Origin of the sequence: Neptunomonas sp. CHC150, from assembly GCF_030397555.1 — a bacterium.
GTDB classification, from domain to species: domain Bacteria; phylum Pseudomonadota; class Gammaproteobacteria; order Pseudomonadales; family Balneatricaceae; genus Neptunomonas; species Neptunomonas phycophila.
In genome coordinates, this window is sequence record NZ_JAPNXU010000006.1 from 90,793 (window position 1) to 114,424 (window position 23,632).

Here is a 23,632-nt window from a genome sequence, read left to right on the forward strand (position 1 = left end):
TAAGTTACTAAAGCAACAAGAGAATCTCTGTTGTTATAGTTTAATAAGCTAAAAGTGTGCCAGTTTTTAAATGTGTTTTAAAACAAAGGCTTATAATTATATTGAGTGGTTTTTATATTGAATTAGCGCACCAAAACCGTGATTTTTTAGTATTTTGCTCGCCTTTGGTGCGTAGTGGTTAGAATAACCATTGATATATATTTAAAAGTACCAGCGCAGCGCAGCAGCTTTGCCAAAACAAAGTAGGGTTGCGTTCCATGAGTGGTTTGGCTTTGATGCTGGCTTCCAGTGATCGGTTCGGAACAGTCAGGTCGTGCAAAAACTCTGAAAAAGCCGCGTATCGATGGGATGGATTAGGTTGAAGAGCTTTGCGTAAACAGCCTTCTATCCAAAGAGGTAGGTCTTTTCGGTGCTGGATAGAAGGTAAATAATCCAGCTCACTGTAGTATTTTAGTTGAGCCGCGTTAGGGGGACGCTCTTTGTAGGGGAGCTTGCCAGTGAGCATTTCGTAAACAATAACGGCCAGAGAGAACAGGTCAGATTGCGAGTTTCCGCTTTCACCCATTAAATATTCGGGTGCGATGTAATTAACACTTCCCTGCGGAATCGATTTATCCAAAGGGGAGATGATTTCATTGCTGCCAGCCACTAGGACGGTTCCAAAATCCAAAATCTTGATTGTGCCATCGACCGTCAGCATGATGTTTTCGGGCTTTAAATCCTGATGGACCATGTCCTTACGTTGAAAGGCTCTTAGCCCTGCAATTATCTGCTTGGTGATTTGGCGAACCACATCAATCGAGGGTTCAGGGTTATCTCGCATCCATTGCCGTAAATCGGTGCCTTCAATGTACTCACCTAAATAATACATGAACTGTTTAGGACGCAGTGGGCGAAAGGTTTTCATCACATTATTATGGTCTAGGGTTTGGCCAACCCACTCTTCACGAATAAAACCATCGAGGTAGACTAAATCCTCTGTAAAATTCTCTGAAGGCGCTTTTAAAACGTATTTGTCGTTTGATTCTATGTCCTTGACTAGATACATGTGACTGCGTGTACCGCTAAAGATAACCTGCTGGACTTCGTAACCGTCTATCTTGTTACCGACGGCTAAAACAGGAGGGATAGGTAAACGTGTTAACCGTTGCTGTGTTTCGTCTAGCGTTTCTATACCTAACTGCCTTATATCGAGGATTAAAGCGGTTAGGTTGTCATCACTGCCGGCTTCAACAGCAGCATTAACTATTGCTTTAGCGTGCTCTTCAAGAGTCTCGTGCTCAGCCAGCATGAGAGTTTTTAATTGGCTTTGTGATAAAAAGCCATGCACCCCATCGGTTGTCATTAAAACGCGATCCCCCTCGTTTAAAAGCCGCTTAAAAAAATCGACTTCTAAGTGTGAATCAGCACCCAGTGCGCGGGATAAATATTCTTGTGATCCACCGTTCAACACATGGTCAGTTGAAAGCTGCTCTAAGTTACCGTTACTCATCAGGTAAATACGAGAGTCGCCCACGTGAAAGCAATATAAGCTCGATGACTTGATCACTACCGATGAAAACGTGGTGAGCATGCTAGAGAGATGACCTTGCCGGCTTTGGTTTTCTTGAAATAGCCATCGATTCAAACTGGTGAGGACGCGAGAAGCGCTGGTACTGACACTCCAGCTAGGAGAGGTGCTTAAGTAGTCAGAAATAAAGCTAGTCACTGCGGTTTGGCTTGCAATGTGAGAGTCCTCGCAGCTGCTTACGCCATCGGCAATAGCAGCGGCAATGCCTTTAAACTCGCGTTCATTTCCCGTTGGATTAGAGGCCGCAAAGGAGTCTTGATTTAGGCTTTTAAGGCCGGCAATGGAATAACCACCAAAATTGACATCTAATTTCTGACTCATTAAACCTTTTGACCCATTGTTTCAATTTTTAAACGAAAAACGGCTACCCAAGTAGCCGCTGTTATGTATTCAGTATAGATGGCCCATTAGCTAACTTGGATTAGCTCAACAGTACCATCTTCGTTGACTTCCGCCATATGACCTTTAGGTTCTTTTAAGAACAATAAGGTAACAAAACCAATGACAGCCGTCGCTGCAATCACCATGAAGAACGTGGAGTAATCAACCATGGATAGCACGGTTAAATAGAATACAGCACCGGTGTTGCCGTATGCGCCTGTCATACCTGCGATTTGCCCTGTTAGGCGACGTTTGATCAACGGCACTACCGCAAAAACGGCGCCTTCACCTGCTTGAACAAAGAAAGAACATGCCATAGCAGCAACCACTGCCAATACTAAAGGCCAGCTGCTATCGATCATCGCCATAAGGGCGTAACCAACAGCGAGGCCAGCCGTTAGAATGAGTAGTGTCTTTTTGCGACCAAATCTATCACTCAACCAGCCTCCACCGGGGCGCGACATCAGATTCATAAACGCATAAGCTGACGCCAATAAGCCCGCGTAAACCATATCAAGGTTAAAGGTATCTGAGAAAAATAGCGGTAGCATAGACACCACGGCCAGTTCCGAACCAAATGTTGCAAAATATAATATATTTAGCACAGCAACCTGTTTAAATGGGTAACGCTGGATTTCGGGTACCGGTGTGGCAAACATGTCACGGTTAACATTGTACGCGCTGTAACAGTCGTAGATAAAAATAGCGATCAAGATCAGATAAATAATCGTGGTCACGCCTTCGGATAACATCGAGACACCGTTAGGTGACAATTTCCATGCGAGTAGCGCAAGGGCTGCATACATGGGAACTTTCATGATTAGTAGAAAAACAAAATCACCTTTACTCGTGACCTCTAAGCCCCCAATTTTTTTAGGTTTGAAGTAGGTTGAGCCTTTAGGTGTATCACTAACATTGGCATACCAAACAAAGCTGAATAAAAAACAAATAACACCGGTAAGGCCAACGGCATAGCGCCAGCCATCTTCACCACCAAAGATCAGGGCCAGTGTCGGTAAACTCATGGCTGCTGCTGCAGAGCCAAAGTTGCCCCAGCCACCATAAATACCTTCAGCGGTGCCTAGCTCATTAGCGGGGAACCACTCGCTGACCATACGAATGCCTATGACAAAACCTGCGCCGACAAAACCGAGTAAGAAGCGCGAAATAGCCAGTTGCGTGAAATCCGTTGCCATGGCAAACCAAAAACATGGCAAGCTTGAGAAAAAAAGCAACGCCGCATACGTAATACGGGGGCCGTACTTATCGGTGAGCATCCCAATTAAAATACGTGCAGGAATGGTGAGTGCCACGTTTAAGATCAATAGGGTTTTTAACTCTGACTTAGTCAAGCCAAGTGACTCGGCAATTGAGCCTAATAAAGGTGCATGGTTAAACCATACAAAAAACGTAATAAAGAACGCTAACCAACTGAAGTGCAGTACCTTCATTTTGCCGGTGAACGACAGCAGATTAAATGATTTATCGTGGTTCATTGTCAGGTATCCGTATTTGCTTACACGCTAAAACGAAAAACGCCCGGAAAACCAATAATTATTTATCGGTTTGCCGAGCGTCTTTGCTCTGTAACAGTGCTTTTTATTGAGCCTTTGATTTAATTTGCACCATAATGATGCTGGTTAAATGGCGGCTTTCTCTAAAAATGCCTATTAAATCATGCAGCTTCTGAGTTTGAAGCAGATTTTTTAACAGGATCTTTGGGTTCTGTTGAATCTGGATGCAGGTTCTGTGCCGGTTTTTCAGCCGAGGCTTCATCAGGCTTGCGCTGCTTTTCATAAAGGAAGCTAAGTACTTCGTGACGGTAATGGTTATATTCAGCGTCATCGGCTAACTCAATACGGTTACGCGGTCGTTCAAGCTTAATGTCCAATACCTCACCAACTGTAGCGGCAGGGCCATTGGTCATCATAACGATGCGGTCAGATAGCAGCACCGCTTCATCGACATCATGTGTGATCATAATGACGGTGTTGTTTAGGTCATTTTGGATGTCCATTAAGGAATCTTGTAAATGAGCGCGCGTTAGCGCATCTAATGCACCAAAGGGCTCATCCATTAACAATACGGTAGGTTCCATCGCCAGTGCGCGAGCTATACCAACGCGCTGCTTCATACCGCCCGAAATTTCATCAGGACGTTTATCAAGAGCATGGGACATGTGCACTAGATTTAGGTTGTGCAAGATCCACTCGCGCATTTCGGCCTTCGTTTTCTTGCCTTTAAAAACCTGTTTAACGGCCAATTCAACATTTTGATAAACGCTAAGCCACGGCAGCAGTGAGTGGTTTTGGAACACAACGGCACGCTCAGGGCCTGGTTCGTTTACTTCTTTGCCATCCAGCACCACGCCACCACGAGTGGCTTGGTATAGGCCTGCCACAATGTTGAGAACGGTTGATTTACCGCACCCTGAGTGACCTATCAGGGAGATGAATTCTCCTTGCTGGATTTTTAGGTTGACCCCGTCCAGAGCCACATATGGGCCTTTTGGAGTGGGGAATTCGATTGAAACGTCTGTTAAGTCTAAGTGAACCATCTTTTTTCTCCAATTAGCGCAAGGCGACTGATTTGTCCCAAGAGACTTTACGTTGAATCATGAGCATTAAGCGGTCTAATAAGAATCCGATAAAGCCGATAGCAATGACAGCGACCATAATGCGTCCCAGTGATTGCGAGCTGCCATTTTGGAATTCATCCCATACAAATTTACCCAAGCCAGGGTTCTGAGCTAGCATCTCAGCGGCAATCAACACCATCCATGCAATACCCAGCGACAAGCGCAGGCCAGTAAAGATAGACGGGATTGCTGACGGAATAACAATCTTAATAACATGTGTAATCCAGTTAAGTCGCAGTACTTGGCTGACGTTTTGTAGGTCTTTACTGATGCTAGATACACCAACTGCCGTGTTTAAAAGTGTTGGCCAGATAGAGCATAAAGAGACGGTAATCACCGATGTGACAAAGGACTTGGCAAACATAGGATCGTCTGTGACATACACTGCCGAAACGACCATAGTCACCAGCGGTAACCAAGCCAAAGGCGAAACTGGCTTGAACAATTGAATAAGGGGGTTGATAGCCGTGTATAACGTTGAATTTAATCCAATCATGATGCCTAGAGGGATGGCCACCAACGAGGCGACTAAAAAGCCCGTCATGACTGTGCCTAAACTGGTCCAGATTTGATCAATAAATGTTGGTGCACCTGTGTAGGGGCGAATCTTTACTTCTGCATCTGGGTTCTTAGCCAGCTTTTTTTCGTTGCGCACTTCTTGGCGCTCGTAAAATGCTTTTTCTTTTTCTCGCTCTGCGTTGTGCTCGGCAAACAAATTAACTGTTTGCTCATACACCGCAGCAGGGCCGGGGAAGGTACCGAGCGATGTATTGATATTTTTGGCGCCAACTTGCCAGATGAATAAAAAGATCACTAGTCCAATTAACGGCACTCCAATTGATCGAAGTATTACCATTAATTGATCACCCGGACGCTCGCCCTGTGCGATCTTAACAAACGGCTCAAGCCAACTCATTTTTAATAATATAGCGCTCATCATTCGGCTCCTGTAGGTGCCCCACCAGCCGTGGTGGGGCAGGGTCAGGTTTTACTGTGATCTACAATTAGATCTTTTCGTCGTTTTTCAAACCAATTTTGAACTTGGTGAGGTAATCGTTTGGTTGCTTACCATCATAGGTAATCCCATCGATAAAGCCTGTCTGCGGTGGTTTGAAACCATCTTCTGTTGCGAAGTCTGGAAAATCAGACGCTTCCATCGTGCCTTCTTCAATTAAGGCTTGAGCCGCTTGGGCGTAAATGTCAGGACGATACACTTTTTTAGCGATATCCATGTACCAGCTATCAGGCTTTTGCTCGTCAATTTGCCCCCAACGGCGCATTTGCGTTAGATACCAAATGGCGTCTGAATAGTAAGGGTAGGTTGCGTTGTAGCGGAAGAATACGTTGAAATCAGGCACATCACGCTTGTCGCCTTTTTCATACTCAAATGTACCTGTCATCGAGTTGGCGATAACGTCGTAATCTGCACCCACATAGTTGGGTTGCGACAATATTTTCACCGCTTCAGGACGGTTGGCGTTGTTGTCTTCATCTAGCCATTTAGCGGCGCGGATCATCGCTTTTACGACGCGTAAGTGTGTATTGGGGTATTGATCAGCCCATTGGCTGGATACGCCAAAAACTTTCTCTGGGTTATCACGCCAAATCTCGTAATCGGTCACCACAGGAACCCCAATCCCTTTAAATACAGCTTGTTGGTTCCATGGCTCGCCTACGCAATAACCATAAATAGTGCCAGCTTCCATTGTGGCGGGCATTTGAGGTGGTGGCGTTACTGATAGCAAAGCGTCAGCATTGGTAATGCCTTGCACATCAGAGCCTGAAGAGTAGAACCCTGGGTTTATACCGCCAGCAGCTAACCAATAACGTAGCTCGTAATTGTGGGTCGAAACAGGGAAAACCATACCCATTTTGAAAGGTTTGCCTTCTGACTTAAACTTTTCGACAACAGGCTTTAAAGCATCTGCTTTGATGGGGTGTACGGGTTTTCCATCAGCGCCTGTTGGGATATTGGGTTTCATTTGCTCCCAGATATCGTTAGATACGGTAATCGCGTTACCGTTTAAGTCCATGCTGAATGCAGTGATGATATGCGCTTCAGTACCGTAACCGATGGTTGCACCTAAGGGTTGGCCTGCGAGCATATGAGCACCGTCAAGCTGGCCGTCGATTACGCGATCTAATAAGACTTTCCAGTTTGCTTGTGCTTCGAGAGTGACATACAAGCCTTCATCTTCGAAATAGCCTTTCTCGTAAGCAATGGCCAAAGGCGCCATATCCGTTAATTTAATGAAGCCGAACTTAAGATCTTCTTTTTCCGGCTCGCCTATTTCTGCGTGAGCAGGTGTGAAAGCCAATAGGCTTGAAACCGCAGCCGCACCAAATGTCATAACGGTTTTGCGTAACAAGTTACGGCGGCCGATGACAGACTTCAGAACATTCTTTTTCAGAAAATCGTTGGACATGTTTCAAGCTCCCTAAGTATAAAAACAGAAAAGGCGCCCCGACCGGAGGGTGAGATCCGGTCCAAAGGGCGCCTTTGCCTAAATAAATTATGTGTACATATTTAATGATGTGTATGTACTTAATTTGATATAGCAGAGAGCGTGCCAAATATTTAAAAAGCCCGCTATAACGGGCTTTTAAGAGAAAAACTATGTGAGTTTAGTGAGGATGGCCTAGCTAATAGTGCATTAATTTGTGCATTTTTTGAGCGCCACTACCCAGTTAGGCACTAGGTTGGCGCACATTTACTAGGCCCTTAGTCCTCTATCGAAAACGAATATCGGACGGCATGACAATAGGGTGGTGTGTGCCGGCTATTTCCCAATTGCCAGCATGAACGCCTTCGTCTTTTGTGTTCTCACAAGGGAGGTTTATGTCGAGCGCACTGGCTACCTCGCGGTATAAGCTCGTTAAATAGGTTTGTTCGACAATGTTATCCAAAGACTCTGGCGCCTGATTGTGATCGCTGACATTGAGAATGTGTTGGCTAAACCATCTGGCCTGCGATAGCCATGGGAAGGTAGCAATGGGCGGAGTAAAGCTATGCTGCCCAAATAGCAGGTTGATACTATCAATGTCATCAATAGGGATGTAATCGTTGTTTAATAACAGTGCAAATCCACTCAGTTTGTTTGTTTCGTTATCTAACCACGAGCAAGCTTTTAAAAGAGCGGCAATGAGGCGTTGGTGGGTTGCAGGGTTGCTTTCGCTCCAAGCTTTAGTCACACCGAGCACTTTATCTGGTGCATTTTCCCAAATTTGATGGCCGCTTAGCAGTTTGTGTCCAACGCCTTTGGCCTGCGCCAAACTGTTCCAAGGTTCGCCCACACAAAAAATATCAATCACGCCGCGCTGCATGGCATCAACCATTTGCGGAGGAGGCACAACGATCAGTTTTAGTTTCCCTTGCGGGTCTATATCAAAGTGCTGCAGCCATTCCCGTAATAGAAAGTGATGGGTGGAATACGTATGGACAGAAGCAACGTTTAGAGTACCCTCAAAACCTTCAAGGTAGCTTTTTAGTGCCAGCGCCGCTTGCTCGCTATTGAGTGCAATATTGGATGGGTTGATTGCCTCCCATAAGGTCTTTGAGACCGTAATGGCATTGCCGTTTAGCCCCAGTCCCATAGCCGTCACCATAGGTTGGCTAGCACCTAAGCGCATAGCACTGGCTAACACAATACCTGCCGGCATTGGGGCGGCGTCTAACAGGCCATACTGCACTTTATCTCGAATGCTTGCCCACGATGATTCGCGGCTAAGTGTTACGGATAAGCCCGCTTCTTCAAAAAAGCCTAACTCTTTTGCAGCTACTACGGGTATACAGTCGAGTAGGGGGATATATCCAATGTTCAATTCAGATTTTTCGGCAGCAGGAAAATCGTCAGGTAAACGGATATCGGTGGTTGCTGAATTCATGACACCAACTCCAAAACAGAAATAATATTTTTAGCAATGTCGTTTAATGGCTTTTGCTGATCCATCGCCATTTTGCGCATTGCTTTAAAGGCTTGCTCTTCTGAGCAACGGTTATGTTTCATGACTAAGCCTTTAGCACGCTCAACTATTTTACGGTCAGCTAACTCATTTTTGGCGTCAGCTAACTCAGAGCGTAATGCTTGGAACTCTCTAAAACGTGCAGCGGCCACATCTAAAATGGCTTTCATACGGTGGTGTTCTAGTCCATCAACAATATAAGCACTTACACCTGCGCGAATCGCCTTTTCGATGGTTGGCTGATCACCCTGTTCGGCAAACATCACAACGGGGCGCGGCGAACTCTGGTTAAGGATTGCCATGTTCTCTAGTACGTCGCGATCGGGCGAGTCTAGGTCCACAATAATCATATCGGGTTTTAGCTCTTCCACTCGGTCAGCTAAATGATCGGTTGTATCAAGGCGGGCTAAAACGTCATAGCCTTGATCACGTAACGCCTGCTCAACCAGAGCGGCACGTCCTCGATCTTCATCGATAACCAGTACAGATAAACGTTTCTTCAATTGAGAGTCCTAAGCAGCTTTCATCATAGATAAACAAGAATACTGGCCGGTGGAGCCAGCGAACCTCACCCAATTCATTATTCCCGCTATTCTACACATAGGCGGGATAAGCAATAAATACGCCATGCGTCCCATTGTTGCTCAGAAAAAATAAACCATTAGCTAGGTGGCATGTCGATTAGCACGGCGCGGTTTGCATGCGTATAATACCGCTTTTTCGTATGTCTTATTTCATTATTAAGCTTTACGCATTGATTCACTCATATATTCAATCATCGTTGTTGTGGTAGGAAGAGAATGACTGTACGTACACGTGTTGCACCATCGCCGACTGGCGATCCTCATGTAGGCACAGCCTACATAGCCTTGTTTAACTTGGCGTTTGCGCGCCAGCATGGCGGGCAATTTATCCTCCGCATAGAGGATACCGACCAGACACGTAGCACGTCAGAATCGGAACAAAAGATCCTCGATTCATTGCATTGGTTAGGCTTGGAATGGGATGAAGGTCCAGACGTTGGAGGCCCTCATGGTCCTTACCGCCAAAGCGAACGTAAAGACATGTATGCGCAATATGCTTACGATTTAGTAGAGAAAGGGCATGCGTTTATCTGTTATCGCACATCAGAAGAGCTAGACGAACTGCGCGAAGCGCGTCGTGCTGCGGGTGGCCACACCGCACTAAAACAGAGCGATTTAGCCTTACCGGCAGACGAAGTCGAAAAGCGTAAAGAGGCAGAGGCTCCTTTTGTTATCCGTATGTGCGTCCCTGAAGATGACGGCGTCTGCGTGGTTGATGATCTATTACGCGGACCAATCGAATTAGAGTGGGGCATGGTTGATGCTCAGATCTTGCTAAAATCAGATGGTATGCCAACCTACCACCTTGCAAATGTGGTTGATGATCACCTAATGGAGATCACCCACGTTATTCGCGGCGAGGAGTGGATCAACTCGGCACCTAAGCACAAGCTGCTGTACCAATACTTTGGTTGGGATATGCCAACGCTATGTCACATGCCGTTGTTGCGTAACCCAGATAAGTCCAAATTGTCTAAGCGTAAAAACCCAACCAGCATTTTGTATTACCAGCGCATGGGTTATATGGCCGAAGCCTTGCTCAACTACCTGGGCCGTATGGGCTGGTCAATGCCGGATGAACGCGAGAAGTTCACGCGTGACGAGATGTTCGCCAACTTTGACATCACTCGTGTTTCACTGGGTGGCCCTGTTTTTGATCAAGAGAAGCTTAGCTGGCTAAACGGCACATGGTTACGTGAGAACTTAACCCACGCCGAGTTTGCAGAGCGTTTCCAACAGTGGGCACTTAACCCTGAGTACCTGATGCAGATCGTTCCATTAATCCAGCAACGCGTCGAGAAATTCTCGGATGTCGCGCCATTAGCCTCGTTCTTCCTGTCGGGCATGTTGCCAATTAACGAAGCTGACTTTGAGCATAAGAGCCTAACGATTGATGATACCAAACGTATCCTTCAATACGCCGTATGGTTGCTTGATACCGAAAACAACTGGGAAAAAGACCACTTGTTTGCTCAGATGAAACAACTGTCTGAAAAGATGGGCTACAAACTACGTGATTTCCTATTCCCGTTGTTTATTGCCGTGGCAGGAACAAACCAAACCGTATCGGTAATGGATTCGATGTCCATTTTAGGCCCAGACATGGTGCGTGCTCGTTTACGTCATGCTGTTAATACCGTTGGTGGTCCATCTAAAAAAGAAGCAAAACGCTGGGAAAAAGAATTCCGCGTTATTGCAAACGAAATCGCATAAACGACTTCGTGATCATCAAGCCCGCCTATGCGGGCTTTTTTATGCGTGCGCCGCTATAAAATCGATAAAAGTCATTGACATGGCCGTCAAATCTATAGATTATAAGCGCCGATTCCAAGGCACACATCAACACCCCTCGTGCTAATCAATGGGGCCTTAGCTCAGCTGGGAGAGCGGTTCGCTGGCAGCGAACAGGTCAGCGGTTCGATCCCGCTAGGCTCCACCATAACCTTCCTGATCATCTCATGGTTTTAAAAAGCACTACTGATCCGTTGTTGTGATCTTATTGCTTCCTAAGCGGTATTGATTTACGCAGAATAAGGTCGGACGCTGTTAGGTTATTTGGCCTTACTGCTAGGCGACATACGGGTTAATTTCTGCCAAAATCTAGCCGATTAGATTTATAATTAAACACCCTGTTAAACACTTTATTAGATACAGCTTTTTAAGGCGCGCCCTTACCTATAGCATTATCTCAGGATAGGCGTGTTACTTATACAATGGAATCGTTTCTGCAATGGCTAAAGCACCCGTAAAATCTAAGCAAACAAAAAATAAAAGCACCTCATTCGAAGAATCCCTTTGGGACAGCGCCAATAAACTACGTGGCAGCGTAGAGTCATCTGAATACAAACACATCGTGTTGAGTTTGATCTTTCTTAAATTCATTAGTGACAAGTTTGAAGCCCATCGCCAAGCACTCATTGATGATGGTAAAGAACAGTTTGTTGATATGGTGCCGTTTTATGCCCAGAACAATGTGTTTTACCTGAGTGAAGAGGCGCGTTGGAACACGCTAATCAAACACAGCAAGCAGGATGATATCGCCCTTAAAATCGATACCGCGCTGCACACCATTGAGAAGAACAACAAATCGCTGGCGGGTGCCTTGCCGGATAACTACTTCTCACGTTTGGGGTTAGAAAGCAGCAAGCTGGCGGCGTTGCTCGATACCATTAACAATATTGATACGCTGGCCAACGAATGCCAGATGAGCGAAGAAGATCTGGTGGGTCGGGTGTATGAATACTTCCTCGGTAAATTTGCCGCCAGTGAAGGTAAAGGCGGGGGCGAGTTCTATACCCCTAAATCGGTGGTGGCACTCTTGGCCGAAATGCTGGAACCCTACAAAGGTAAAATCTACGACCCTTGCTGTGGTTCGGGCGGCATGTTTGTACAATCGATCAAGTTTGTGAACAGTCACAATGGCAACCAAAAAGAGATCTCGATCTACGGGCAGGAATACACCAGCGCAACCTATAAGCTTGCCAAAATGAACCTCGCGATTCGGGGGATTAATGGCAATTTGGGGGATGTTGCAGGGAATACCTTCTTTAAAGATCAGCACCCCGATTTGAAAGCCGATTACATTATGGCTAACCCGCCGTTTAACCAAAAACAGTGGCGCGCCGACAATGAGCTGGTGGATGATCCCCGCTGGGCTGGCTATACCGTACCGCCCACCGGTAATGCCAACTATGCGTGGATACTGCATATACTCAGTAAACTCAGCGAAAGCGGCACCGCCGGTTTTGTCTTGGCCAATGGCTCCATGAGCTCTAACACCAGTGGCGAAGGCTCCATTCGCCAAGAGATTATCGACAACGACCATGTGGATTGCATGATCGCGCTACCGGGACAGCTGTTCTACACCACGCAGATCCCTGTGTGTTTATGGTTTCTCACCAAAAACAAAGGTGAAGATAAAACCCGTGGCTACCGTAACCGCAAAGGGGAAACCCTGTTTATCGATGCCCGTCAGATGGGCACCATGGCCAGCCGTATTCATAAAGAGCTGACACCGGATGATCTGGCTAAAATTGCCGGCACCTACCACGCATGGCGTGGTGAAGCGCAGGATGGCAGTGGCACACTTGCAGCCTATGAAGATGTGGCCGGTTATTGCAAAGCGGCCAGCTTAGCGGATATTCAAAACAACGATTACGTACTCACCCCCAGTCGCTATGTGGGCGCGGCGGATATCGAAGACGACGGCATCCCCTTTGAAGATAAAATGCGCGAACTCAGCCAAACCCTCTATCGCCAGATGAAAGAAACCGAAGGGCTGGATAACACCATTCGTCAAAACTTAGAGGTGCTGGGTTATGGGGAGTGAGTGGAAAGAGGTTGGACTTAACGAACTAGGAGAAGTTGCTAGAGGTCGATCTAGGCACAGGCCAAGATATGCGGATCATTTATATGGCGGCCCTTACCCTTTTATACAAACTGGAGATGTTAAGGCTTCTGGTGGTCTGATTACATCTCACTCACAAACGTATAGTGAAGATGGTTTAGCGCAAAGCCGTTTATGGCCAAAAAATACAATGTGCATCACTATTGCTGCCAACATAGCTGAAACCGGCATATTAACTTATCCAGCTTGCTTCCCAGATAGTGTTATAGGGTTCATAGCGGATGAAAAAAAATGTGATGTTCGTTTTATTGAGTATCGCATTCGATATTTAAAGTCTCAGTTACAGAGAGAGGCAATCGGTTCTGTACAAGATAATATCAATCTTGCAACATTCGAGCGTTTAAAGTTCTCTATACCTTCGCTTGCTGAACAAAAAGGTATTGCTTATGTTCTTGGAACACTCGACAACAAAATCCAACTCAACCGCCAAATCAACCAAACCTTAGAGCAGATGGCGCAAGCGTTGTTTAAAAGCTGGTTTGTGGATTTTGATCCGGTGATCGACAATGCTTTAGCCGCAGGAAATCCTATCCCCGAGGAACTGCAAGCTCGCGCCCAGCGCCGCCAGCAACAACTCGCCAAACCTGACCACCAACCCTTGCCCGATGATGTGCGCCAGTTATTCCCCAGTGAGTTTGAAGAAACAGAAGCACTGGGCTGGGTGCCGAAGGGGTGGGAGTGCTCTTATATATCTGATTTTTGTTTGAAAATTCAAAATGGTGGTACACCGAAAAGATCGGAATCAAAATTTTGGGATGATGGTTGTATTCCATGGCTTGCGTCAGGCGAAGTGAGACAATCAATAATTACAAAAACGAAGAGCTTTATTACTGAAGATGGGTTGGCAAAAAGCTCAGCGAAAATTGTCCCTAAAGGAACAACAGTTATCGCGATGTACGGAGCAACAGCTGGTCAAGTCGCATACTCAGCGATAGATATGTCCACTAATCAGGCTGTATGTAGTTTAATACCCAGAAAAGGCACTAGCTACTTTGTGTATTTAACAATGGAGAGGCTAGTAATAGAGTTAGAAAAGCAAGCAAGAGGCTCGGCTCAGCAGAACATTAGTAAGGGTATTATTGAAGAAACGATATTACTTTATCCATCAGCTGAGTTATTAAATTATTTTGATGATGTTGTAAGGCCTATCTTCGATAAGTGGGAAGCTAGTATTAAATCCAATGAAAGCTTGTCTAAACTCCGCGACACCCTTCTCCCCAAACTGATCTCCGGCGAGTTGCGCCTGCCTGAATCCATGCTCGATAGCGAAACGAACCCGCCTGCTGAGACTACTTATGAGTGATAAATCCCTCAGCCTGCAAGATCAAAGCACTGAGTTTCTACTTTACACCGCCCCGAGTGGTGATGTGAAAGTAGAGGTGTTGTTGAATAACGAAACCCTGTGGCTGACACAAAAACGAATGTCGGAGCTGTTTGCCGTGGGTGTGCCTGCCATTTCGAAGCACTTAAAAAATATTTTTGAAAGCGGTGAGTTAGATGAAAAAGTGGTTGTTTCCTTTTTGGAAAACACCACTGCCCATGGCGCTATAGCGGGAAAAACACAAAAAACCACCACAAAATACTATAACCTCGATGCGGTAATCTCGGTTGGCTATCGGGTTAATTCGGTACAAGCCACTCAGTTTAGAATCTGGGCGACGGCGCTAATTAAAGAGTACATCATCAAAGGCTTTGCCATGGATGATGAGCGCCTGAAAAATGGTCGCTACTTCGGTAAAGACTATTTTCGTGAGTTGTTGGAACGGGTTCGCTCTATTCGCGCGAGCGAACGACGCATCTACCAGCAAATCACGGATATTTTTGCTGAGTGCAGTATTGATTATGACCCGAAATCAGACACCACCCGTCAGTTCTATGCCCATGTGCAAGATCAGTTTCATTTTGCGATTACGGGTAATACATCTAGCGAACTTATCTACAATAAAGCCGATAGCACTCAACCATTTATGGGGATGAATACGTTTAAGCATGCGCCTGAAGGCCGTATTTTAAAGTCTGATACTACGGTGGGTAAAAACTATTTAAGTGAAAAAGAGATCAAACAGTTAGAGGCCGCCGTGGCGGGCTTTTTTGATTATATTGAACGTATTATTGAACGACGTAATAGCTTTACGATGCAAAATTTTGCCCTTAGTGTGGAGAAATTTTTAAGCTTCAACGAATACGAAGTGCTAGAAGGCTATGGTACGGTTACACGGGATCAAGCGAAAGAAAAGGCTCATGCTGAATACGAGAAGTATAATAAGCGACAGCCTATCGAATCTGACTTTGATCGTATGCTGAAAAACTTGCCCAGCAGTGATTAAACCCTGTATTACCCAATCACATTGAAGTAACAGCTAAGACTACAACGCTGACAATACACAACAGGATGTCGTGCCGTGAAATTTACCGAAGCTCAATTAGAAAGTGCCATTATCCAACTACTAGGGGAACAAGGTTATCCTCATGTAGTGGGTTACGATCTTTATAATGAAGCGGGCGGTGCGCGTGCGGCAACCGATGTACTGATTACTGCGGATCTGCGTGCTTTTTTGACTAAGCAATATACTCATGCAGGTATTACCAATAATGAGATCGATGGCATTATTCGTCAGCTTGAATTGCTGTCAGTGAGTGATTTGTATGAGAGTAATAAAACCTTTTGTAAGTGGCTGAGCGATGGTTTTTTACTCAAGCGTGAAGACCCTAATGATAAAGACATTTACATACAGCTGATCGATTACAGCGACCTGGCGGCGATGCGCGTGCCTACAGCGGATGAAGTGGATCAGCTATCCATTGTTGCCGAAAAAGGCGCCAGCTATCAGGTCCAGCTGAACACGAATAACCTTTTTAAAATTGTTAACCAGCTAGAAATTGAAGGGGTAGCCTCGGCCGGTGGTGAGCTGCGTATTCCCGATGGTATTCTATATATTAATGGTTTGCCGCTGGTGTTGTTTGAGTTTAAAAGCGCCATTCGTGAAGAAGCCACCATCCACGATGCTTACGTGCAAATCTGCACGCGCTACCGGCGTGATATCCCCCAGTTATTTATTTATAACGCCCTCTGTGTGATCAGTGATGGGGTCAACAACAAGATGGGAACACTGTTTGCGCCTTATGAGTTTTATTATGGCTGGCGTAAGGTTAACGGCAATGAGACGGCAGAAAAGGACGGCATCAGCTCGCTCACCAGTATGCTGCACGGGCTGTTTGATCAGCAGCGTTTACGTGATGTGATCCGGCACTTTATCTATTTCCCGGATAAGAGCCATCAAGAGATCAAAATCGTTTGTCGTTATCCGCAGTATTATGCGGCCACTAAGCTTTACCAAAGCATTAAAGCGCATCAGAAACGGCGTAACAGTGAAGGTGAGATTGTTGGCGATGGTAAGGGCGGCACCTACTTTGGCGCCACCGGTTGCGGTAAAAGCTTTACCATGCAGTTTTTAGCGCGCCTGTTGATGAAGAGCGTGGACTTTGCCAGCCCCACCATTGTGTTGATTACCGACCGTACTGATTTAGATGATCAGCTCTCTAAACAGTTTACCAATGCCAAAACCTATATTGGTGATCAGATTGTTGAAACGGTCACCTCCCGTGCCGACTTACGCGCCAAATTGCAGGGACGCCAGAGCGGTGGGGTTTTCCTAACCACGATTCATAAATTTACGGAAGATGTCGCGCTGTTAACGGATCGCTGTAATGTGATTTGTATTTCTGATGAGGCCCACCGTAGCCAGATTAACCTCGATCAAAAAATCTCGGTGGTAACTGAGGGCAAAAACCGAGGGGTTAAGAAAACCTACGGTTTTGCTAAATATCTGCATGATTCCTTACCGAATGCCACCTATGTCGGTTTTACCGGAACACCCATTGATGCCACTTTGGATGTGTTTGGTACGGTGGTTGATAGCTACACCATGAACGAGTCTGTTAAAGATGAGATTACCGTACGTATTGTTTATGAAGGGCGTGCGGCAAAAGTGATTCTGGATAACAGTAAACTCAAAGAGATTGAGGACTACTATCAACAATGTGCCGAAGAGGGCGCAAGCGATTACCAGATAGACGACAGTAAAAAAGCGATGGCCAGTATGGGGGCGATTCTAGGTGATCCTGACCGTATACATGCCTTAGCCAAGGACTTTGTAGCGCACTATGAAGATCGTGTTGCTGAAGGTTCTACCGTGGCGGGCAAAGCGATGTTTGTTAGTAGCTCTCGGCTAATTGCGTATCAGCTGTATCAGGAATTAGAACGCTTGCGCCCCGAATGGTTTGAGGTGCTGGAGTGCGCTAAAGGGGAAGCCTTAAGCGATAAAGAGCGTAAGGAGATAAAAGCGTCTGCGCGGGTGCGCATGGTGATGACGCGCAACAAAGATGATGATAAAGCGCTGTGGGATCTGCTTGGCAGTAAAGATGACCGCAAAGAGCTGGACCGCCAGTTTAAGCAGGCTAAGTCCAATTTTAAAATCGCCATCGTAGTGGATATGTGGTTAACCGGCTTTGATGTGCCGTTTCTCGATACCCTGTATATCGATAAACCCGTCTCACAGCATAATTTGATACAAACGATTTCACGGGTAAACCGCAAATTTAAAGGTAAGAAAAAAGGGCTGGTGGTGGATTACATCGGCATTAAAACCCAGATGAACAAAGCGCTCAAACAGTTTGGCGGCAGTGGTGATGATAATTTTGAAGATATCGCCGCCTCTATTGTTGAAGTGCGTAACCACTTAGACCTACTGAGCAAAGCTTTTTATCACTTTGATAGCACCGACTATTTCTCCGGCGACCCTGTTGGCCAGTTAAATTGCCTTAACCGGGCTGCTGAATATGCGATGCAAACGGACAAAACCGAAAAGCGCTTTATGGATATTACCAAGCGTTTAAAAGCAGCTTATGACATTTGCTGTGGTAACGAGCAGATCAGTAAAGATGAGCGTGACCATATTCACTTTTATATGGCGATCCGCTCCATTATTTTTAAGTTAACCCGAGGCGCGGCACCGGATACGGCGCAGATGAACGCCAAGGTGCGCGATATGATCGCCGAAGCGATTAAAAGCGAGGGTGTCGAAGAGATCTTCAAATTGGGTAATGACGCTGAAGAGGGCGCGATTGATATCTTTGATGAAGATTATTTAGCCAAAATCGACAAGATTAAACTGCCGAATACCAAGATTAAGCTATTGCAAAAACTGTTGGAAAAAGCCATTGGCGAAGTATCGAAAACCAATAAGATGCAAGCCGTCGATTTTTCTAAAAAGTTTAAAGCGCTGGTGGATAAATACAACGAACGCAAAGAAGACGATGTACTCGTCAGTAGTGTGCTGGAAGATTTCTCTAATGAAATTATCGACCTGTACCATGACCTAAAAACCGAAATGACCTCGTTTGCCGATATGGGCATCAACTTTGAAGAGAAAGCGTTTTACGACATCTTAAAGTCACTCTCAGTTAAATATGATTTTACCTACCCTGAAGATAAGATGATCGAACTGGCGAAACACACCAAGGAAGAGGTTGATAGCGTTGCCAGCTTCCCCGCCTGGAACCAACGGGAAGATATTAAAGCTGAGTTGCAAGTCAAACTGATCTTGTTACTGGCCAAATATGGCTATCCGCCGGTGGCCAACGATGATGCATATAAAGAGATTCTGGAGCAAGCAGAGAACTTTAAGAAGCATCGAGGATGAGTTTGGTTAGTAGAAAACCATCCTAAGTAATCTCAATAATGTAGTCATCTGTCGGTACGCTACATAAATTAGTGTTTTATCTCCTTTGTTGTCATAACCCCTGTCTCATGTTCCTGAGCAGTACTACGTCAACCGCCAAATATGATCTCTATCAATGCAGATACTATGTATTAGTATAATCTAATATTATGTATTCAGTGCTGATAAGGATTTAATATGCGCAAAGTCAATATTGCTGTGATCGGTGCTGGTAGTGCGGGCCTTACCGCCTATCGTTCGGCTCGTAAATATAGCGATTCGGTTCTACTGATTGATCCGGGTCCGCTTGGCACTACGTGTGCGCGTGTTGGTTGTATGCCCAGTAAGCTTTTGATATCCGCAGCCGATGCCGCGTGGAACATGCAGCATGCCAGTACTTTTGGGATTACTGCACGTCAGGTGCACGTTGATGGCGTTGCTGTCTTGGAGCGCGTGCGTCAGATGCGTGATCGCTTTGTAGCCAAGGTGCTGAAAGGGATGGAGTCCATTCCGGAACTGGATAAATTGGATCAATCAGTACGCTTTGTAGCGGATCACCGGCTTGAAACGTCTGAGGGTGAATTGATAGAAGTTGATCGGGTGATTATTGCTACCGGCTCGCGTCCTGCCGTGCCGGATATGTTGCGGTTAGCTGGCAAACGGTTGTTGTTGAATGATGATCTGTTTGAGCTGTCGACTTTACCTAAGTCCGTAGTTGTTTTTGGTCCTGGAGTTATTGGTCTGGAGTTGGGCCAGGCGTTGTCGCGTTTAGGTGTGAGAGTTCGGATGTTGGGTGTGGGTGGCTCTGTGGGGCCTCTTGGAGATACGGACATTCGTCAAGCCGCACTTGAGTGCTTTAGCCGTGAATTTCCACTGGACCCTGATGCACAGGTAAATGGCATCAAAGAATCCGCTGATGGTGTTGAAGTGACTTTTGTAAACAATGGCCAACCAAAGACAGAGACTTTTGATTACCTCCTAGCAGCGACTGGCCGTCGTCCTAATGTTGATCATTTAGGGCTAGAAAACACAAGCCTAGCGCTAGATGAGCGTGGCTTCCCTGTTTTTGATCCTCATACACTGCAGTGCTCTCTTGCACATATTTTTATTGTTGGTGATGCCAACAACCACTTACCACTATTGCATGAAGCGGTTGATGAAGGCGCTATTGCTGGGCGTAACGCAGCCCAGTTGTCTGATGTACAGCGAGGGCGAAGGACTGTTCCGCTTGCTATCGTGTTCTCAGACCCACAAATGGCGACGATAGGTTTGCAACCTTCGCAAATTGAGCAGGCTTATGCCGGTAATTATGCGGTTGCCAGTTTTGATTTTGCTAATCAGGCTCGGGCGAAAGTATTAGGTCGTGATTACGGTCTTATGAAAGTTTGGGCAGAAAAAGAAAGTGGAGTCCTCCTTGGTGTTGAGATTTTGGGCCCTGATGCTGAGCATTTAGCTCACCTCTTGGCATGGTCGATACAGCAACAGCTCAGCGTTGATGATTTATTAGGGATGCCCTTCTATCACCCCGTATTGGAAGAGGGGGTGCGTAGCTTGTTAAAAGAGTTAAAAGGCCTTATCTGATGATGAGCATGATTAGTTTTTACTATAGGTGTAATTGTTATGATAAATTACAAAAAGTTATAAGCTTATAATGTTGTGTTCTTAATGAGGGTAATTATGCCCTTCAATTTAAGACAGCTGGAGAGATAAAAATGGCACTTCGAATTAATGACATCGTACCCAATCTCGATTTGAAAACTGATCTGGGGGATTTCACTCTACATGATTTCATTGGTGACAGCTGGGCTATCCTGTTCAGTCATCCAAAAGACTTTACGCCAGTTTGTACTACTGAGTTTGGTGCTGTAGCCCAATTATCAGCAGAATGGGAAAAGCGGGGCACTAAGGTTATCGGGCTGTCGGTAGACGGTGTTGATGAGCATGTAAAGTGGAAAGCAGATATCGAAAAATACTCATGCGCACCTGCTGCGTTTCCAATCATTGCCGACGATGATATGGCCGTTGCTAAAGCATTGGATATGTTACCCGCCGATGCTTATCTGCCGGATGGCCGCACAGCTGCAGACTCTGCTAGTGTGCGTGTGGTTTTTATTTTTAGTCCTGATAAGAAGCTACAGCTTGCCATGGCTTACCCTATGTCTGTCGGGCGTAATTTTGCAGAAGTGTTGCGTGCTTTAGACGCTTTACAAGCTACTTATAAAGTACCTATTGCCACGCCTGCCAATTGGAAAGCGGGGGAAGATGTTATTGTTGCTTTGTCGTTAAATGATGAAGAGGCAAAGGCTAAGTTTGGGGATGTTGACGTAAAATTGCCTTATTTACGTACCGTTAAACAACCGTAGTTAGTGTTTAGTTGATCTTTAATAACCCTGCCCGCAGTTTCAAGTTGCGCGCAGGGTTATTTTGCTAATAAGCAATTCATTGTTTTTTCTTGGCGCGGGCTAAGTGAAATTTTTCTTAAACCCCCCTTATTTTTTCCTTCATGTTAATCTTTGCTGCATGTTTCGCCAGATATAATCGGGAAAATTATCGTCCAACGTTAGCGTTGCCCTTTCTTTGTTACATGGAGTTCTTATGTCAAACATCACATTTAAGTATCTTGATAAAGCACTAACGCAGGTTCGTGAGTTGGGTTTAATGCCAGAAAAGGTAGATGAAGCACCTGTGGTCGCTCTTATCGAACGTTTGTCTGATATTGATGAAATGAAAACACTCGCTATAGCCCGCACCCTAACGCAAGCGTCTGTTTTTAATGAGATTGTACGTGAGCAAGTGTCGCAAATGCGCATTGGTGAGCGTTATGAAGAAATTACCGAAGCGTTTAATAGTATCCGTACTGATGCAAAAACCATGGTTGAACAGGTTGAAGATGGCAAAATTGATACCTTTGAGCGCGTCAATAATATTTGGATGAAGGCTACACGCGGGGATATCGCGACACGTTTCGATAAAATCAAAGACACCTTTTTAGAAGTGGCGAGTGACTCTAAAGAGCAGATTGAACGTGAGCATATTATTTTGAATGCGTATCAGGATTTCCGAGGTGCGATTAAAGAGTCAGAAATCTATGCATTGGATTTGTTAAAACAAACCGAAGCGATATGGAACAGTGAAAAAGGCTCACTGCAACAGGCCAGTGAAGCCGTAGCCGCTTATGCGGGTGAAGACTTAGCCGAGCGAGCGAAGCTAGAGTTAGCGCGAGATGAGCGTATGCGTAAGTTGCAGTTTGCAGAAGATCGCTACCAGATCGCGAAAGATTTAGCGGATAATTTAACCGTCAGCTATAACACCTCTGAAGTGATCATGGCGCGCTTGATGCAAACTAACAGTGCAAAACAACGTGTATACCAGCAGTCTATTACTTTCTTTGGCACGAATGAATCGGTCTTTACGGCGCTAACGGCATCATTTACCGGTATGTTTGGTTTACATGAAAGCACCCAAGCATTGAATGCGATGAAAGATGGCGTATCGGATAGTCTAGAGGATTTAGCGTCCATTGGTGGCAAGATTCAAGAAGCGGCGGTCAAAGCCGGTTATGGCCCGACAATCCGTGCTGAGTCTGTTAAAAAACTGGTTGATTCGGTAGTGAACTTCCAAGAACGATCGCGTGAGATTATTGAAGAGATGCGCGTGTTATCCACCAAAAATGCAGATGAGATCCGTGACTCTGTTGAAGATGGTAAAAAACGGTTAGCCAATGTCATTCAGCGTGGCGGTTCGTTACCGTTGCCGGATATGGCAACGTCTGTTTAAACACTAAGAGCTTTGTTAGCTGGGGCGGCTGGAGCTTGCCCCTCTGACCAGTGTGTAAATAGGGTTAAGCGAAAATGACTAATACGAGTAATGGCATGGAAAATACGGCTTCAGCTACTGAATCAGCGGCTACATCCGCTAGCGAATCATCAGCACCCAGAGCTAAACTTGAAGATGTAATGGCGGCAATGGATGTGGTAGATACCTTACGTCACCGTCAAGGCATGGTTGAACGAGAGTTAGATGCCGATAGCCGCCGTGCACAGCTGCTTGAGCGGCTACGTACGATCTACGCCGATCAAGGCATGGAGGTGCCGGATCATATTCTAGAAGAAGGCATCAAGGCGCTTGATGAGGATCGCTTTAAATATCACCCAACCAAAAAAAGCATCTCTACCGCGTTAGCACACGCCTATGTCAGCCGCAAAAAATGGGGTTTACCCTTGGCGGCTGTTGCGCTGGTCGCATCGTTATTATTCGGTGGTAATTACTGGCTCAATGAGCGGCCTCAGCAACTAGCGTTGGAAGCTTTGCCGTCTAATTTGCAGCAAACTTATACCGAAATCCAGACTTTAGCCAAACAACCCGATATAGCGGCACAAGCCAAAGGATTGCAGACTTCGGCTAATGCCGCTTTGCAAAATGATAAACAGGATACGGCTGAAGCATTACTAGCCGACATGGAAAACATGTTGGTACAGCTAAGAATGTCTTATCACATTAAAGTGGTGTCGCGAGCGGGCGAGCAGTCAGGGGTGTGGCGTATTCCTGATATTAACTCTACAGCACGTAATTATTATCTGATCGTTGAAGCCATTGATGGGAACAATAATGTGCTGACATTGCCCGTGCTCAATGAGGAGACGGGTAAACAAACCTCGGTTGATAAATGGGGATTACGTGTCGACTACAAAACCTTTAATCAGGTTGCCGCTGACAAACAGGATGATGGCATTATTCAGGGTAATGTAGTGGGTGAAAAGCGTGTGGGTTACCTGTCACCTGAGTATCGAATAGCGACTTCTGGCGCGACTATCACCGCGTGGTAACTTTAAGTATCCATATGTTATGCATATATCAATAAAAGGGTTT

Annotated in this window: 16 protein-coding genes and 1 tRNA gene; 10 read left to right on the forward strand and 7 right to left on the reverse strand. The window is 45.7% G+C overall.

Annotated elements, in window-relative coordinates; all coding sequences use genetic code 11:
• Positions 1-178 precede the first annotated feature (178 nt).
• The 7 genes from OW491_RS06565 to OW491_RS06595 form a co-directional block, all read right to left on the reverse strand.
• Positions 179-1,891 (reverse strand): bifunctional protein-serine/threonine kinase/phosphatase, encoded by a 1,713-nt coding sequence (locus tag OW491_RS06565; RefSeq protein ID WP_075180199.1) that lies wholly within the window; start codon positions 1,889-1,891, stop codon positions 179-181.
• A gap of 86 nt (positions 1,892-1,977) precedes the next feature.
• On the reverse strand, positions 1,978-3,447 hold the full coding sequence (locus OW491_RS06570; RefSeq protein WP_277252962.1) for a NarK family nitrate/nitrite MFS transporter: 1,470 nt from the start codon (positions 3,445-3,447) through the stop codon (positions 1,978-1,980).
• A 179-nt stretch (positions 3,448-3,626) separates the two neighbouring features.
• Positions 3,627-4,508 carry an ABC transporter ATP-binding protein gene (locus OW491_RS06575; protein WP_178968935.1) on the reverse strand — a complete coding sequence of 294 codons (882 nt, stop codon included), beginning with the start codon at positions 4,506-4,508 and terminating at the stop codon, positions 3,627-3,629.
• 13 nt (positions 4,509-4,521) lie between these two features.
• Positions 4,522-5,526: an ABC transporter permease gene (locus OW491_RS06580; RefSeq protein WP_075172526.1), complete on the reverse strand. Its 1,005-nt coding sequence runs from the start codon at positions 5,524-5,526 to the stop codon at positions 4,522-4,524.
• A gap of 67 nt (positions 5,527-5,593) precedes the next feature.
• Positions 5,594-6,940: a CmpA/NrtA family ABC transporter substrate-binding protein gene (locus OW491_RS06585; RefSeq protein WP_246813434.1), complete on the reverse strand. Its 1,347-nt coding sequence runs from the start codon at positions 6,938-6,940 to the stop codon at positions 5,594-5,596.
• Between the two features lie 379 nt (positions 6,941-7,319).
• Positions 7,320-8,474 carry a CmpA/NrtA family ABC transporter substrate-binding protein gene (locus OW491_RS06590; RefSeq protein ID WP_178968933.1) on the reverse strand — a complete coding sequence of 385 codons (1,155 nt, stop codon included), beginning with the start codon at positions 8,472-8,474 and terminating at the stop codon, positions 7,320-7,322.
• A complete protein-coding gene (locus tag OW491_RS06595) occupies positions 8,471-9,055 on the reverse strand; it encodes an ANTAR domain-containing protein (RefSeq protein WP_246283237.1) in 585 nt (194 codons plus the stop codon). The genes OW491_RS06590 and OW491_RS06595 overlap by 4 nt, the downstream gene beginning before the upstream one ends.
• Positions 9,056-9,352: 297 nt before the next feature.
• Here OW491_RS06595 and gltX point away from each other — a divergent pair, with 297 nt between their 5' ends.
• From gltX to OW491_RS06645, 10 genes are all read left to right on the forward strand, one after another.
• Positions 9,353-10,849, forward strand: a complete 1,497-nt coding sequence (gltX, locus tag OW491_RS06600; RefSeq protein ID WP_290035231.1) for a glutamate--tRNA ligase — start codon at positions 9,353-9,355, stop codon at positions 10,847-10,849.
• Positions 10,850-10,999: 150 nt separating this feature from the next.
• Positions 11,000-11,075 (forward strand) — tRNA-Ala (locus tag OW491_RS06605).
• Between the two features lie 291 nt (positions 11,076-11,366).
• Entirely contained in the window at positions 11,367-12,965 is a 1,599-nt protein-coding gene (locus tag OW491_RS06610; protein ID WP_290035232.1) for a class I SAM-dependent DNA methyltransferase, read from the forward strand.
• The gene (locus OW491_RS06615; RefSeq protein WP_290035233.1) at positions 12,955-14,346 is read left to right on the forward strand and encodes a restriction endonuclease subunit S; all 1,392 of its coding nucleotides are present in this window, start codon (positions 12,955-12,957) and stop codon (positions 14,344-14,346) included. Before OW491_RS06610 ends, OW491_RS06615 begins: the two co-directional genes overlap by 11 nt.
• Positions 14,339-15,370, forward strand: coding sequence for a virulence RhuM family protein (locus OW491_RS06620; protein WP_290035234.1), 1,032 nt, complete (start codon positions 14,339-14,341; stop codon positions 15,368-15,370). Before OW491_RS06615 ends, OW491_RS06620 begins: the two co-directional genes overlap by 8 nt.
• A 75-nt stretch (positions 15,371-15,445) precedes the next feature.
• The gene (locus tag OW491_RS06625; protein WP_290035235.1) at positions 15,446-18,745 is read left to right on the forward strand and encodes an HsdR family type I site-specific deoxyribonuclease; all 3,300 of its coding nucleotides are present in this window, start codon (positions 15,446-15,448) and stop codon (positions 18,743-18,745) included.
• 216 nt (positions 18,746-18,961) lie between these two features.
• Positions 18,962-20,344, forward strand: a complete 1,383-nt coding sequence (locus tag OW491_RS06630; protein ID WP_290035236.1) for a dihydrolipoyl dehydrogenase — start codon at positions 18,962-18,964, stop codon at positions 20,342-20,344.
• Between the two features lie 131 nt (positions 20,345-20,475).
• Positions 20,476-21,126 (forward strand): peroxiredoxin, encoded by a 651-nt coding sequence (locus tag OW491_RS06635; RefSeq protein ID WP_290035238.1) that lies wholly within the window; start codon positions 20,476-20,478, stop codon positions 21,124-21,126.
• 232 nt (positions 21,127-21,358) lie between these two features.
• On the forward strand, positions 21,359-22,540 hold the full coding sequence (locus tag OW491_RS06640) for a cell surface protein (RefSeq protein WP_075172521.1): 1,182 nt from the start codon (positions 21,359-21,361) through the stop codon (positions 22,538-22,540).
• A gap of 74 nt (positions 22,541-22,614) precedes the next feature.
• Positions 22,615-23,589, forward strand: a complete 975-nt coding sequence (locus OW491_RS06645; protein ID WP_290035241.1) for a DUF6384 family protein — start codon at positions 22,615-22,617, stop codon at positions 23,587-23,589.
• The last annotated feature ends 43 nt before the right edge of the window (positions 23,590-23,632 follow it).